Origin of the sequence: Microbacterium oxydans, assembly GCF_026559675.1 — a bacterium.
GTDB classification, from domain to species: domain Bacteria; phylum Actinomycetota; class Actinomycetes; order Actinomycetales; family Microbacteriaceae; genus Microbacterium; species Microbacterium oxydans_D.
In genome coordinates this window covers 203,489-217,068 of the sequence record NZ_CP092891.1, presented here as the reverse complement: position 1 = coordinate 217,068, position 13,580 = coordinate 203,489, and the positions used below count along the sequence as shown (strand labels likewise).

Genomic DNA, 13,580 nt, shown 5'->3' with positions numbered 1-13,580 from the left:
TGCTGTTCTCCGAGCGGATGCTCAGAAGTAGTCGGCCGCCGTGAAATGGCGGATGCCGTGCAGTCGGGCCGCCCGCCGCAGCGGACGGATCATCCCGGTGCGATCGTCCTGCCGCACGGCGTCGGGCGCGAAGGCCCGCAGGGCGTGCTCCTCCTCCGGCACGGCGGGGACCGCCAGATCGCAGGACCTCACCTGGGCGGTCGCCCAGTCCGCGGCGACGGCGGCGAGAAGGTCGCCGTGCACACCCGGTGCGTGCTCGGCGTCGCGGGTCACGGCGCACTCCAGGAGCGTGCCGACCTCGCCGTCGATGTCGGCGACCGCGTAGCCGAGCGTCGTCGAGCCCTCGCTCCGCCGGTACAGGGTCGCGCCGCCCAGCCGCACCTCCGCCATCGCCCAGTCACGGTCGCTCCGCACCGGCGCGAGGACCACCCGTCCCTCACGCGAGTCCGCGTACACCGTTCGCAGCGGGCCCATCGCTCCGGGGCCGACGCTCTCGCGCACCACCCGATCGGGCGCCCCGGCGAGCGTCGGAGCCACCCAGCGCCCGGTCAGGGTGCGGGGCATCGAGAAGGTCTCGAAACCGCTGGAGCGGTACACGTCCGGTGTGCCCGTGAACAGCAGCGCCCAGTCGGCACCGGCATCCCTCCCGGCGTCCAGGCTCGCGGCGACCAGCTGACGCGCGAGGCCGTGACCCCGGGCGCGCTCGGCGACCGCGACGCTCCCGATCGCGTGCACCGCGGCGACACCGCCTCCGTCTTCGCGCAGTCGCTTGGGCAGGCCGTGGATCGAGCCGCAGATACCCTCCGCGTCCTCGGCCACGAACGTGTGCGCGAGGCGCTCGTCGTCGAGGAGCCACTGGTCGGGACGGAGCGGAGGCGTGAACGCCGTCGCCCACAGTGCGGTGAGTCCGGCGACGTCCGCGGTGCGTGCCACCCGGACGGTCGGCGCGCTCACCGCTCGTCCCCTGCTCCCCCGGCGGCGCGCATCAGCGAGCACCACGGCGCCGACCCGGTCATGCCATCGAGGACAGCTGGTCGCGGTCGACGGCGTGCGAGAGCGGTCGGCCCTCGATGAAGGCGTCGAGCTCGTCGGCGACGATCCGCCCCTGACGCAGCCGCCCCTGCCTCGTGCCGGCCGCCCGGTGCGGGGTGACCAGGACGCCGGGGAGCGCACGGAAAGGACTGTCGGCGGCGAACGGCTCCTCGTCGAACACGTCGACCGCGGCGCTGAGCCGGCCCCGCTGCACCTCCTCGAGGAGCGCAGCCTCGTCGACCAGCCAGGAGCGCGCCGTGTTCACGAGCCCCGCGCCGTCGCGCATCAGGGCGAGCTCACGGCGACCGATCATGTGGTGCGTCTCAGGGAGCGTGGGGGCGTGGACGGCGACGATCTGCGCACGGCGCAGGGCCTCGTCGAGCGGCACGAGTTCGGCGCCGAGAGCTGTGGCGGTCTCGGCGTCGATGGTGGGGTCGACCAGCAGCGGCTCGGCCCCGAGCGCACGGATCAGTTCGAGGTAGGCGCGTCCGGTGCGCGAGGCACCGATCACGGCGATGGGCGATCCGAGGATCTCGTGCTGCACGCCCGCGGCCTCCGCGTCGTGCCAGCCGTCGCCCGCCCGCAGCGCGTTGTGCATCTCCGGCACCCGATGCAGCAGGGCGAGGGTGAAGGTCAGCGACACCTCCGCGACGGACCGCGCCATCCCCGCGCCGGCCTGGGTGACCACGACGCCGCGGTCGAACAGCTCATCGGTCGCGAAGGGTTTGATCGTCGCGCCCGTGTGCGCGATCAGCTCGAGCTTCGGCAGCGTCGCGAGCACCGCGGCGTCGAAGGGGCCCACGCCCCAGCTCGTGACGACGATCCGCGCCTCCGCGAGCGCGGCATCCGCGAGCCGGTCGACCCGCACGAACGTCCCGCCCGACCGCTCGGCGGCAGCCCGCAGCCGCGCGGCATCGTCCGTCGAGAAGAACTCCGCGAAGAGCTCCTCCGAGACGACCGCGACCACGGTCGGTGCGCTGGTCGTGGCGCTCGTCGTGGCGCTCATCGCAGCCAGGCCTCGAGGTTCTCGGCGATGAAGGCGTCGTCGTTCAGGGAGGGGTACGCGTGGCGCATCCGCTCGATCTCCTCGGCCTGCCCGGGCGAGAGGCCCTCCGCGGGGTCGAGGCACCAGGTGCCCTCGAGCAGCCCCTGCTGACGCAGCACCTCGTGCACACCGGCGATCACGCCGTGGAAGTCGTTGCCCGGGTCGAACACGGCCTGGTTGACGTCGACCATGTCGGAGGCGAGGAGCCCGAGCTCGCGGTAGGCCTCGGCATCCCCGGCCATCGCGCGCTGTGCGCGTTCGAGCAGAGTGACCGCGGCACGCGTGCCGACCGCCCACTGGCCGAGCAGCCCCCCGACGAAGCGCAGCGTGCGCGCGCCCGACGGCGAATCCACGTGGAACTCGGAGAGCAGGTCGGCCACGATCGCATCGTCGTTGCCGGTGTAGAGGGCGATCTCATCGGCACGGCCGGACGCGGCGACCCCGCGCACCAGCTCGAGCGTGCGGTAGCGGTCGAAGGGCGCGGCCTTGACCGCGACGACCGCGGGGATGGACGCGAACTCGCGCCAGAACTCGCGGTCGAGCACGGGGCCGCCGATCGCGGTCTGCAGGTAGAAGCCGACGAGCGGCAGCACCTCGCCGACGGCGCGGGCGCGTTCGAGCAGGGCACGCTCGTCGGCGCCCGCGACGCGGGGACTCACCAGCACGGCGTCGTAGCCCAGCGAGCGTGCGAGCTCGGCTTCGGCCACGGCCTGGGCGGTGTCACCGGCCACTCCGGCGATGCGCACGAGACGCGCATCGCCGCGGGCATCCATCTCCTCCGCCGCGAGCGCGAGCACCGGCTCGAACAGGGCGTGCTCCGGATCGCGGATCTCGAACTGGGTGGTGTGCACCCCGACGGCGAGGCCTCCGGCGCCGGCGTCGAGGTAGTAGCGGGAGAGGGCCCGCTGGCGACGCTCGTCGATGCGCCGCTCGGCGGTGAGCGCGAGCGGGTGCGCCGGGATCACCGCACCGCGGGCGAGGGTCGCGGCGGCTTCCGGTCGCAGGGTGGGGACGGGCATCAGAACTTCCCGTCCCGCACGGCCCACTTGGTGGGCTTGGCGATCATGGGGAGGCCCTTCTCGATCCAGTCGGCCTGCATACCGATCAGCGTCTCGGCCGAGACGGACGGGTAGCCGAACAGGGCCATGCAGCGGCGTGCGTCGCTGAGCAGCGCGGTCGGCTGGGGCTCGTCGACGATCGTGATCTCACGGTCGAACAGCGTGCCGAAGCGGCGGGCGATGGACTCGACGCTCAGCAGCTCTGGGCCGGTCAGGTTGATCGTGAACGGCGCGGGCGAGGCGTGCACGAGGCTGCGCAGGACGACCTCGTTGGCGTAGCCCTGCCAGAGCACGTTGACGTTGGCGGTGGCGACCGACACGGGCTCGCCCGCGTGCACGGCGCTGCCGATGTCGGCGAGCACGCCGTAGCGCAGGTCGACCGCATAGTTCAGGCGGATGATCGCGACCTTCGTGCCGCGCTCCTGCGCTCCGAACTCGAACACGCGCTCCCGGCCGAGGCACGACTGCGCGTACTCGCCGATCGGCGCGGGCTGGACCTCTTCGGCCGCTCCTCCTGAGGAGGCGGGGAGGAAGGGGTAGACGTTGCCGGTCGACAGCACCGAGATCGCGCTGTCGCGGTAGCGGCGGGCCACGCGGTCGGGCAGAGCAGCGTTGACCTCCCACGCCCAGGAGGCGTTGGTCGCGGCGCCGAACTTCGCGCCGACCATGAACACCACGTTCGGGGCGTCCGGCAGCGCGGAGAAGTCGTCGTTCTCGATCAGGTCGAACGGGACGACCTTCACCCCTGCGGTCTCCAGGCGCTCGCGGATCGCGGCGTCGCCGAAGCGGGAGACGGCGTAGACCGCGTCGTCCTGACGGCCGGCGGCATCCATCCCGCGCCGTGCGAGCATCGCCAGGGTCGGGCCCATCTTGCCGCCCGCCCCGAGGATCACGAGGTCGCCCGAGCCGCGGGAGAGGTCTTCGATCAGGCCGGCGCTCGGTGTCGCGAGCGCCTCCTCGAGCTCCGCCTCTGAACTGAACTGGTGCTGAGTCACGTGGTGCTTTCCCTTCTTCTCAGCCCTTGATGCCCGTACCGGCCACGCCCTCCTGCACGTACCGCTGAGCGATGAGGTACGCGAGGAAGATGGGCAGCAGCGCGACGACGGATCCGGCGAGCATGGTGCTCAGCGGGACGTTCTGCTGCTGCAGCGACGAGATGCCGACGGTGAGTGTGAACATCGCGTTGGACTTCGCGATGATGAGCGGCCACAGGAAGTCGTTCCAGTGCCACAGGAAGACGAAGATGCCCAGGGTCGCGAGGATCGGCTTGCACAGCGGCAGCACGATCCGCAGGAAGATGCGGAACTCTCCGGCGCCGTCGATGCGGGCGGCCTCGAACAGCTCGTCGGGCAGCCCGGAGATGAACTGCCGCATCAGGAACACGGCCTGCGCGTTCGCGAGCGACGGCAGGATCAGACCCCAGTACGTGTCGACGCCGCCGAGGTTCGCCATCAGGATGAACGTCGGGATGAGGGTGACGTGGAACGGGACCATCACCATCGCGAGGAACGACCAGAACATCACCTCCTTGCCGCGGAAGCGCTTCTTCGCGAAGGCGTAGCCCGCGAGCGCCGAGAGGAACAGCACCGCGACGACCGAGACGAGCGAGTAGATGAGGGTGTTGCCGAGCCAGCCGAGGATGTTCTGTCCCGCGAGCACCTGCTCGTAGGCGTCGAAGGAGATGTCCTTCCAGGGCAGCAGGGACCCGGGGAGCTCGACGACCATGCCGGGCTTCAGGCTCAGCACGACCATCGCGTAGAAGGGGAAGAAGCTGAGGAGGCCGGCGAGGCTCAGCCAGACCCAGCGGCCGACGATCCCCCACCCGGTGGGCTGGAGCGCGCGGTAGGCGCGGCGCTGCTTGGTCGACATCTTCGGCGGCATCACCGGGGACTGCGTCGGCGGCTGTGTCGGAGGCTGCAACAGAGCGGTCATTTCTGCTTTCCGATCACCAGGCGCTGGATGAGCGCGACGACGAGGGTCATGACGAACAGGGCCACACCGATGGCGGCCGCATAGCCGTAGTCGAAGTAGCGGAAGCCCTGGTCGTACAGCATGTAGACGAGGGAGTAGCTGGCGTTCGCCGGCCCGCCCTGGGTCATCACGTAGATGACGTCGAAGACCTGGAACGCGGCGGTCGTCTCGATCACCGCGAGGAAGAAGAATGTCGGGCGCAGCACCGGGAGGATGATGTACCGGAACCGCTGCCAGGCGTTGGCACCGTCGACCAGGGCGGCCTCCTCGAGCTCGCGCGGAACGTCCTGCAGCGCGGCGATGAGGATCATCATCCCGTAGCCGAACCGCGACCAGACGCCGACGACGATGATGGCCGGGATGACGAGCACGGTGCTGCCCAGCCAGGACCCGCCGAGACCCAGCGGGGTCATCAGCGCCGACCAGGGACCGTTGGCGGAGAAGATCCAGACGAAGATCGATCCGGCCAGCACGAGCGAGGTGATGACGGGGAGGAAGAAGATCGAGCGGAAGAAGCGCGCACCCCGGAAGGCGCGGCGCACGCCGAGCGCCATCACGGTGGAGAGCACGAGCGCGATCGGCACCGCGAACACCGTGTAGATCAGCGTGGTGCCCATCGCCCGCCAGAACAGCGGGTCGGCGATCATGCGCTGGAAGTGGTCGAGGCCACGCCAGGAGATCTCGCCGGTGATGTCGTAGTCGAAGAAACTCAGGGCGACGCCGACGATGCTGGGGCCGAAGCGGAAGGCGATGAAGAGGAGGAACGCGGGGAGCACGAACAGGAAGGCGACCCGCGCCTCTCGCCGTGCGAGCACCCGTGCGACCCGCCCTGCGGGCCTCTCGGCCGTGGTTGCCGTCGTCATCAGTGATTCCTCACGTGGGGGAGTGAAGGGAACGGGAGCGTGCGGAGTTCGGGCTCCGCACGCCCCCGGTGCTGCTTACTTCTTGATGAGCGGTGCCGCAGCGGTCGCGGCATCCTTCAGCGCGTCCTCCGGAGACTTGTCCCCGAGGAGAGCGGCCTGGATCTCGGGAGCCAGCACACCCATCAGCGCACGCGACGACGCGTTCAGCTCGCCGACCGTGGTGTCCGGGACGTACTTCTCGACCTCGCCGAGCAGCGGGTCGTCCGCGTAGAGCGGCTCGGTGGTGCTGAGAGCGGAGAAGTAGCCCGCCGCCTTCAGGTACGGCTCGACGACCTCGGCGCCGGTGGCGTACTCGGCGAACTTCGCCGCGGCCTCCTGCGACTTGGAGCCCTTGAGCACCGAGAGCGAGCCGACCGTGCCGTAGGCCACGGTCTCCTTCTCGGTCAACGGTGCGAGGACCTTGACGTTCTCCTCGCCCCAGAAGGGCAGGACCTCGGGGACCGCGTTGTTCCACGTGCAGGCGACCTTGCCCTGGGCGACGGCCGTCTGCTCGAGCGGGACGTTGGTGGTGAGCGCCTCGGGGTCGAGGGCACCCGCCTCGGCCAGGTCGGTCAGGAACGTGAGCGCCTTCACGCCGGCCTTGCTGTCGAAGCCGACGTCGCCGTCCTTCGTGTAGACCTCACCACCGGCCTGCCAGAGCAGGGGGTAGTAGGTGAGGTTCAGGGTGTTCTCGGCGGAGGCCGGGTAGTTCAGGGCGTACATGCCCTTCGCCGTGAACTTCGGGGCCATCTCGGCGATGTCGTCCCAGGTCTCGGGGTACTCGGTGACGCCGGCGGCCTCGAACGCGGCCGCGTTGCAGATGAGGGGCTGGGCGCTGGTGAGCATCGGGGCGCCGAGGATGTCGCCGTCGAGCGTGACCGACTTCTTCACGTTGGGCAGCAGGTCGCCCTGGCGCTCCTCGCTCAGCAGGTCATCGAGCGGCAGGATCGACTTCTGGTACGCCGCGAGCTGGTCGGGGACGAGGTAGACGACATCCGGGCCCTTGCCCGCCGCGATCGCAGTCTGGAGCGCCTCGTCGCGGTTCGCCCACGGGAAGATCTCGTAGGTGACGTTGATGTTCTCGTTCTTCTTTTCGAAGTCGGCGATCGTCGAGTCCCAGAAGTCCTTGTGCACCGCCTCATCGGCGATGACGGGGTAGAGCCAGACCGTGATGTCCTGCTCACCCTCTGCGGTGCTGCCTCCGCCGGCCGAACATCCGGCCAACAGGGTGGCGGCCGCGACTCCCGCGGCGACGCCGATGAACTTGCTGACGCGCATGGTGCTCCTTTGCTTGAACCGTGCTGAGTACGGTTCATTATGACACTGGGATGGGATAATTCGTCAAGTACAAGTTCGCAGAGGCTTGTTTCAGGCGTGTTTCCCGTTCGAGAACATCAAAGCTTGATCTGAGAATTCGGTGTGCTAATTTGATCGCACCCGACGACGGAGAAGAAGAAGGGACAGCACATGGCCGTGACCAGTCCACTCTCGATCGTTGCGCGATCCGCCCTGCAGCTGCGCGACACGGGTCCCGCGACCGTCAACGACCTGTCGCGTTCGCTCGAGATCTCCCGCACCTCCGTCAAGAACGCCGTGACCGCCCTGGGCGAATCCGGCCTCATCGTCGACGCCCCCGTGCAGAACGGCGGCGGCGCCGGGCGGCCGGCTCGCCGCTACTCCTTCCATGCGGCTGCGGGGACCGTGGTCGGTGTCGACATCGGGGTCGCCAGCGTCCGCGTCGTGCTGGCGGATCTCGCCGGACTCGTGATCGCGCAGCGCAGCTACTCCGGCGTCGCCGCGCAGCCCGACGGCGCCTCGAAGCTCGCCGCGGTGATCGACGATGTGCGCCGCACGCTCGCCGCGGTCTCGATCCCGGCGTCGAAGGTGCGCGCGGTCGGGGTCTCGCTCCCCGGCATCGTCGACGACTCCGGCCGGGTGACCACGTCGGTCGTGATCCCGGAGTGGTCGGGCATCGACATCGGCTCGCAGCTGCGGCAGGCGTTCGGCTGCCCCGTCGCCGTCGACAACGGCGTGCGCCTGGCCGCGGTCGCGGAGCACCACCTCGGTGTCGCGCAACTCGTGGACGACGTCATCTACCTCTCGGTCGGCAACCGCATCGCGATGGGACTCATCCTCGGCGGTCGTCCGCGCCGCGGCATCCACAACGCCGCCGGCGACATCGGCCGCCTGGCCTTCCGCGGGCTGAACACCGAGACCGGGCAGATCTCGTGGCGCACCGCAGCGACCGCCGCCGAGGTCTTCGCGATGGCTCGCGGCGGCGACGGCGCGGCCCAGCAGGAGCTCGACGGCTTCATCGACGAGCTCGCGCACGGGATCGCGACCCTGACCATGACGGTCGACCCGGCGATGATCGTGATCGGCGGCGGGCTCTCCGCGGCGCACGAGCAGTTGCTCGACCCGCTGCGGGCGGCGCTCCCCGCGCACCTCGGCCTGCCGTTCCAGGTGCCGATCGCGGAGGCCCGCCTGGGCGCGGAGGCCGCGGCGCACGGCGCCGTGGTGCATGCGTTCCAGCGGCACGCCGCCGAGATCTACGGCATCGAGGACATGCCGGCCCCGCCGATCACCCCGCTGCCGCACGAACCCGCTGCGGCGGACGACACTGCCAGCGACAACACCGAGGAGAAGCAGTGAGCACGTTGAAGGTCGGACTCATCGGCGCGGGCGGGATCTCGCGCGTGCACGCCGATGCCTGGCGCGCACTCGGCGCCGAGGGGTACGTGACGTCGCTCGCCGGAGCCGAGGAGATCGCGGAGGAGTACGGGTTCGAGCTCGTCGCCGATGTCGACGCCCTCATCGAGCTCGTCGACATCGTCGACATCGTGACGCCGAGCAGCACGCACGCCGACTTCGCTCTGCGCGCGATCGCCCGGGGGCGCGACGTGATCTGCGAGAAGCCGCTCGCGGCGACCGCCGAGGCCGCGGCCACGGTCGCGCGCGCTGCCGAAGACGCCGGCGTGCGGCTCTTCCCCGCCCACGTGGTGCGCTACATGGGCGAGTACGCCCAGATCAAGGCCGGCATCGAGGCGGGACACGTGGGCACGCTCGCGGTACAGCGGTTCAGCCGCGCCGGCTCCGCACCGCAGACGCCGTGGTTCTTCTCGGAGAGCACGGGCGGCGGCGTCATCCGCGACCTGATGATCCACGACATCGACCAGGCGGTCTGGTTCGCCGGGCCGGTCGCCACGGTCTACGCGGTGCAGAATCCGCCGACCGTCGATGACCGGGTGCCCGCGCCCGTGACCTCGCACCTCGTGCTCACGCATCGCAACGGCGTCATCAGCCACATCCACGGCAGCTGGGTCGCGCCCGGCATGCCGTTCCGCACGAGCGTCGAGGTCTCCGGCTCCGAGGGACGGCTGCGCTACGACAGCGCCGAGGACAACGCGCAGCGCACGGACGCGGTGCTCCCCGAGGGCGACACCGACTACCTGCCGCCGATGTCGCCGCAGGAGAGCCCGTACTACGCCGAGATCGTCGACTTCGTCGTGGCGCTGCGCGAGGGGCGCGACGCCCGGGTCAGCCCGGCGGACGGGATCGAAGCCGTCGCCGTGGCCGAGGCCGCGTATGCCTCGATCGCCGCCGGTGCACCGATCGCCCTCCCCTCCCCCGAACGCTGCACCGCCATCGCCGAGGAGGCCGCCCGATGACCGCTCCCGCCCCGCTGCGGATCGCTGTCCTGTCGTTCGCGCACACGCATGCCCTGAGCTACGTGCACGCGCTGAAGGCGACGCCGGGCATCGAGCTGATCGCCGCCGACCCCGACGGCGCCGCGGCCCCCGACGACGCACCGCGCGGTGCCGCCCTCGCCGCGGAGCTGGGTGTCGCCTATGTCGAGACCTACGACGAGGCCTTCGCCTGGAAGCCGGATGCGGTCGTCATCGCCGCCGAGAACTCCCGCCACCGCACCCTCGTCGAGCGCACGGCCGCCGCCGGGGTGCACGTGCTGTGCGAGAAGCCGCTGGCGACGACGGTCGAAGACGCGATCGCCATGCGCGAGGCGTGCGAGCGCGCCGGTGTGATCCTCATGGTGGCGTACCCGGTGCGCTTCGCGCCGAGCGTGCGCGACGCGATCGCCGAGCTGCGCAGCGGCCGCCTCGGACGGGTGCTCGGCGTCACGGGCATCAACAACGGCAAGCTCCCGCAGGACCGGGCCTGGTTCACCGACCCCGAGCTCGCGGGCGGGGGCGCCCTGGTCGACCACGTCGTGCACTGCGCCGACCTGCTCGACGAGCTGCTGGGCGAGCGAGCCCAGACCGTCCGCGCCGTCTCCAACAGCATCCTGCACGCCGAGCGTGACCTCGAGGTCGAGACCGGCGGGCTCGTCACGATCCAGTATCCGAGTGGGGTCACCGCCACGATCGACTGCTCCTGGAGCTGGCCGATGAGCTCGGCCACGTGGGGCGGGCTCACCCTGCAGGTCGTCGCCGAGCGCGGCACGGTCACGGTCAGCCCCTTCGCCAAGGGGGTCGCCGGGCACGATGCGCACGGCGAGACCTGGAACCCGGTCGGGGCCGACCTCGACGCGCTGCTGCTCGACGAGTTCGTCCGCGCCGTCCGTGCCGGTCGACAGCCGCAGCCGGATGCCGGCGTCGGCATCCGCACGGTCGAGATCGCCAAGGCCGCCCAGGCGTCGGCGGCCCGCGGCGGCGAGGTCGTCGCCCTCGACTAGCCCGGACTAACCGATGTGGAAGGTGCCGACGTCGGTGCGTCCGTCGCTCTCGTAGATGCGGATGTCCCAGCCCGTCGGATACTTCTCATCGCGTTCCGCCTGCCACTCGAGAGCTTCCTCGGGGTTGTTCGGCAGGGTCGGGTGATCGGGCGAGAAGGCGTCGAGCTCCGCGGCCCAGGCGTATCCCTCGACCGCGGTCCCGTCATCCCCGACACCCGATACGGCGATGAGATCGGGCGCCCCGTCCGGACCGCCCTCGACCCCGAACGTCTCGCCGTGCTCGTTCACACCGAGGTACGTCGGCACATAGGTGAGGTACTGCATCGTCGCGGTCGCGGTCGCCCCGCCCGAGGTCGCGAAGGTCAGATCCGGCGTCGTGTCGTCGAGCGGGAAGTCGTACCAGGCCATGGTGGTCCCTGCCGCGACATCGGCGGCGGACGCGGTCGACGACGGATTGTCGCCGCCGGCGTCGGTGCCCCAGGTGACCTTTCCGGGCGCGGTGAGCGTGAGCGTCACCCGCACGTGCGTCGCGTCCTCCGGACGGTGGTCGAGGGGGAAGGTGACGGCCCCATCGACGGGAATGCTGTGCGGGTCGCCGAGGACCGAGATCACGGGACTGCCCGGCACGGTCCCCGGCGGCGCCGTGACGGCTTCGCCGAGGTCAGGGACCGGCTGCCCGGCGGGAGCCTGGGGAGCCTGCCGCGCGGAGAACGATCCGCTCGCTGCGAAGGCAGCCGTGGAGATGCCGGCTCCGGCGAGGGATCCGGCGAGCACGAGCGACACGGCCCACAGGCCCCGTCGTCGGGCCGGCCGGGCACGTGCCGCCGTGGTGATCAGCTCCGCGCGGATGGCGTCGGATCGCTCGGGGGAGAACGAGGGAGTCATGATGCGCTTCCTTCCGTCGGCGTCAGGTCAGGGGAAGAAGATGAGAGACGGGCACGGAGCCGGGACAGCCGCATCTTCGCGGCCGGCTCGCTGATCCCGATGGCTGCTGCCGCCTCCCGGATGGTGAACCCCTCGAGCGCGGTCAGCACCGCGAGGTGGCGATCCTGCTCCCGGGCTGCGCCGAGCACCTCGCGGACCCGGCGGGTGCGGGCGGAGTCCTTCTCGGCGATCAGCTCCGCCGGGTCGGGCGCGTGCTCCGGGCGCGGGATCCGCTCGAGGAAGCTCCGGTAGCGGCGGCGAGCGCGGCTCGCGTTGCGGTGCACGTTCTGGGCCGTCACCAGGAGCCACGGCAGCAGGGATCCGTCGACGAACCTCACTCCGGTCCGCTTCCGCCAGAGCTCCAGGAACACGGCGGCGGTCAGATCCTCGGCATCGGACGGAGTGTTTCCCGCCGACAGCAGACGACGGAAGACGCGATCCCGATGCCGATCCCAGACGATACCGAAGGCATCGCCGTCTCCCGCGAGCACCTGCTGCCAGACGCCCCGATCATCCACTGGTTCCATACTCCATAGTGTCCGCGGCCCCACGGAAGGTCACACCTCGCCCGAAGATCCCCCCGCGACTTCGTCATCCTGTGCTCGGCGCCCAGGTGGCAGGAGTATGCTGACCCGTTGGGTCGCTCGACCCCGAAGAGTCCCGAAAGGCGGTGATGGCGATGTCCGATGATAGTTACGACGCCGCCTTCGCTGCGTCGCGACTCCCTGCGCTAGCGCGTTGACCTTCCGGTCCGCTTTCGCACGTCCTTCTCCGCAGCCGTCGGCGGCGTCATCCGCCCCCTGACGAATCCGTGCACGGAGCTCTCTGCTGCCGTGCACCTGCGAGAACGGAGCCGCATCATGGCGCTCATCGACAACGGCGTGTACGTCCACGGACGTCGCGTGGAGACCCCCAAGAACCTGGACGAGACCTACCGGATGCTGGACGCTGCCGGGGGAATCGCGTGGATCGGCCTGTACCGGCCGAGCCCTGAGGAAGTGGCGTCCGTCGCTCGCGAGTTCGACCTGCATCCGCTCGCCGTCGAGGACGCGCTCTCCGGACACCAGCGCTCGAAGGTGGAGCGCTACGGAGACACCCTGTTCGCGGTGCTGCGGCCCGCCCGCTATCGCGACGAGCAGGAGTCGATCGAGTTCGGCGAGCTGCACCTGTTCGTCGGCCCCGACTTCGTGGTGACGATCCGGCACGCCGAGTCGCCCAACCTCGCCGCCGTGCGCGCCCGCATGGAGGCGAACCCCGGGCTGCTCGCGATGGGTCCGGAGGCCGTGCTCTACGCGATCCTCGATGAGGTCGTCGACGGGTACGAGCCGATCGTGGCCGGGCTGCTGAACGACATCGACGAGATCGAGGACCAGCTCTTCGGCGACGGCGACGACGACAGCGCGCTCTCGCGTCGCATCTACGAGCTCTCCCGCGAGGTCATCAACTTCCAGCGTGCGGTGCACCCGCTGAACGGGATGCTGGAGTGGCTGCGTCGCGGGTCGGAGAAGTACCGCATCGACGAGGAGCTGCAGCGCTCCCTGCGCGATGTGCTCGACCACACGATCCGCGTCAACGAGAAGATCGACTCCTTCCGGGCGATCCTCGAGAACGCGCTGACCGTGCACTCGGCGCTGGTCGCCCGCCGTCAGACCGAGGCCGGTCTCGCACAGAACGACGAGATCAAGAAGATCTCCTCGTGGGCGGCCATCATCTTCGCCCCGACGCTCGTCGGCACCGTGTACGGGATGAACTTCGACGTGATGCCCGAGCTGCACTGGGCCTTCGGCTACCCGATGGCCATCGGCGCGATGGCCGCCTTCGCCGTCGGCCTTTTCGGGGTGTTCAAGTACAAGAAGTGGCTCTGACCGGCCGCACGATGTCGCGCCCCCACCTGCGGAATCAGGTGGGGGCGTCGTTCTTCGGAGCAGACGCCCCGTCTGGGGCGACGGGTCGGCGGC

13 protein-coding genes are annotated in these 13,580 nt (G+C 70.4%); 4 read left to right on the top strand and 9 right to left on the bottom strand.

What is annotated here, in order from left to right:
* Nucleotides 1-21: 21 nt before the first annotated feature.
* From MME74_RS01060 to MME74_RS01030, 7 genes are all read right to left on the bottom strand, one after another.
* On the bottom strand, nucleotides 22-954 hold the full coding sequence (locus MME74_RS01060; protein ID WP_267416792.1) for a GNAT family N-acetyltransferase: 933 nt from the start codon (nucleotides 952-954) through the stop codon (nucleotides 22-24).
* A 58-nt stretch (nucleotides 955-1,012) separates the two neighbouring features.
* Nucleotides 1,013-2,038 carry a hydroxyacid dehydrogenase gene (locus MME74_RS01055; RefSeq protein WP_267416791.1) on the bottom strand — a complete coding sequence of 342 codons (1,026 nt, stop codon included), beginning with the start codon at nucleotides 2,036-2,038 and terminating at the stop codon, nucleotides 1,013-1,015.
* Nucleotides 2,035-3,096: a dihydrodipicolinate synthase family protein gene (locus MME74_RS01050; protein WP_267416790.1), complete on the bottom strand. Its 1,062-nt coding sequence runs from the start codon at nucleotides 3,094-3,096 to the stop codon at nucleotides 2,035-2,037. Before MME74_RS01050 ends, MME74_RS01055 begins: the two co-directional genes overlap by 4 nt.
* The gene (locus MME74_RS01045; protein ID WP_267416789.1) at nucleotides 3,096-4,130 is read right to left on the bottom strand and encodes an NAD-dependent epimerase/dehydratase family protein; all 1,035 of its coding nucleotides are present in this window, start codon (nucleotides 4,128-4,130) and stop codon (nucleotides 3,096-3,098) included. The genes MME74_RS01050 and MME74_RS01045 overlap by 1 nt, the downstream gene beginning before the upstream one ends.
* Nucleotides 4,131-4,149: 19 nt before the next feature.
* Complete coding sequence (locus tag MME74_RS01040; RefSeq protein ID WP_267416788.1) at nucleotides 4,150-5,067, bottom strand: carbohydrate ABC transporter permease; 918 nt, start codon at nucleotides 5,065-5,067, stop codon at nucleotides 4,150-4,152.
* The gene (locus MME74_RS01035) at nucleotides 5,064-5,969 is read right to left on the bottom strand and encodes a carbohydrate ABC transporter permease (protein ID WP_267416787.1); all 906 of its coding nucleotides are present in this window, start codon (nucleotides 5,967-5,969) and stop codon (nucleotides 5,064-5,066) included. Before MME74_RS01035 ends, MME74_RS01040 begins: the two co-directional genes overlap by 4 nt.
* A gap of 75 nt (nucleotides 5,970-6,044) precedes the next feature.
* The gene (locus MME74_RS01030) at nucleotides 6,045-7,286 is read right to left on the bottom strand and encodes an ABC transporter substrate-binding protein (RefSeq protein WP_267416786.1); all 1,242 of its coding nucleotides are present in this window, start codon (nucleotides 7,284-7,286) and stop codon (nucleotides 6,045-6,047) included.
* A gap of 189 nt (nucleotides 7,287-7,475) precedes the next feature.
* Here MME74_RS01030 and MME74_RS01025 point away from each other — a divergent pair, with 189 nt between their 5' ends.
* Genes MME74_RS01025 through MME74_RS01015 form a run of 3 tightly spaced genes read left to right on the top strand, consistent with a single transcriptional unit; the run spans nucleotide 7,476 to nucleotide 10,698 of the window.
* Nucleotides 7,476-8,660, top strand: coding sequence for an ROK family protein (locus MME74_RS01025; protein ID WP_267416785.1), 1,185 nt, complete (start codon nucleotides 7,476-7,478; stop codon nucleotides 8,658-8,660).
* Entirely contained in the window at nucleotides 8,657-9,676 is a 1,020-nt protein-coding gene (locus tag MME74_RS01020; RefSeq protein WP_267416784.1) for a Gfo/Idh/MocA family protein, read from the top strand. The genes MME74_RS01025 and MME74_RS01020 overlap by 4 nt, the downstream gene beginning before the upstream one ends.
* Entirely contained in the window at nucleotides 9,673-10,698 is a 1,026-nt protein-coding gene (locus MME74_RS01015; protein ID WP_267416783.1) for a Gfo/Idh/MocA family protein, read from the top strand. Before MME74_RS01020 ends, MME74_RS01015 begins: the two co-directional genes overlap by 4 nt.
* 6 nt (nucleotides 10,699-10,704) lie before the next feature.
* On the opposite strand, the gene MME74_RS01010 is transcribed toward MME74_RS01015, so the two are convergent.
* Nucleotides 10,705-11,583: a hypothetical protein gene (locus MME74_RS01010; protein WP_267416782.1), complete on the bottom strand. Its 879-nt coding sequence runs from the start codon at nucleotides 11,581-11,583 to the stop codon at nucleotides 10,705-10,707.
* Nucleotides 11,580-12,149 (bottom strand): RNA polymerase sigma factor, encoded by a 570-nt coding sequence (locus MME74_RS01005; protein ID WP_267416781.1) that lies wholly within the window; start codon nucleotides 12,147-12,149, stop codon nucleotides 11,580-11,582. The genes MME74_RS01010 and MME74_RS01005 overlap by 4 nt, the downstream gene beginning before the upstream one ends.
* A 333-nt stretch (nucleotides 12,150-12,482) precedes the next feature.
* Between MME74_RS01005 and MME74_RS01000 the strand changes: the two genes are divergently transcribed.
* The gene (locus MME74_RS01000; protein WP_267416780.1) at nucleotides 12,483-13,487 is read left to right on the top strand and encodes a magnesium and cobalt transport protein CorA; all 1,005 of its coding nucleotides are present in this window, start codon (nucleotides 12,483-12,485) and stop codon (nucleotides 13,485-13,487) included.
* Nucleotides 13,488-13,580 lie beyond the last annotated feature (93 nt).

Excerpts from the sequence above, each read along its gene's own strand:
- MME74_RS01055 (WP_267416791.1), bottom strand. The coding sequence starts at position 2,038 with ATGAGCGCCACGACGAGCGCCACGACCAGCGCACCGACCGTGGTCGCG.
- MME74_RS01050 (WP_267416790.1), bottom strand. The coding sequence starts at position 3,096 with ATGCCCGTCCCCACCCTGCGACCGGAAGCCGCCGCGACCCTCGCCCGC.
- MME74_RS01040 (WP_267416788.1), bottom strand. The coding sequence starts at position 5,067 with ATGACCGCTCTGTTGCAGCCTCCGACACAGCCGCCGACGCAGTCCCCG.
- MME74_RS01035 (WP_267416787.1), bottom strand. The coding sequence starts at position 5,969 with ATGACGACGGCAACCACGGCCGAGAGGCCCGCAGGGCGGGTCGCACGG.
- MME74_RS01030 (WP_267416786.1), bottom strand. The coding sequence starts at position 7,286 with ATGCGCGTCAGCAAGTTCATCGGCGTCGCCGCGGGAGTCGCGGCCGCC.
- MME74_RS01025 (WP_267416785.1), top strand. The coding sequence starts at position 7,476 with ATGGCCGTGACCAGTCCACTCTCGATCGTTGCGCGATCCGCCCTGCAG.
- MME74_RS01015 (WP_267416783.1), top strand. The coding sequence starts at position 9,673 with ATGACCGCTCCCGCCCCGCTGCGGATCGCTGTCCTGTCGTTCGCGCAC.
- MME74_RS01010 (WP_267416782.1), bottom strand. The coding sequence starts at position 11,583 with ATGACTCCCTCGTTCTCCCCCGAGCGATCCGACGCCATCCGCGCGGAG.
- MME74_RS01005 (WP_267416781.1), bottom strand. The coding sequence starts at position 12,149 with ATGGAACCAGTGGATGATCGGGGCGTCTGGCAGCAGGTGCTCGCGGGA.
- MME74_RS01000 (WP_267416780.1), top strand. The coding sequence starts at position 12,483 with ATGGCGCTCATCGACAACGGCGTGTACGTCCACGGACGTCGCGTGGAG.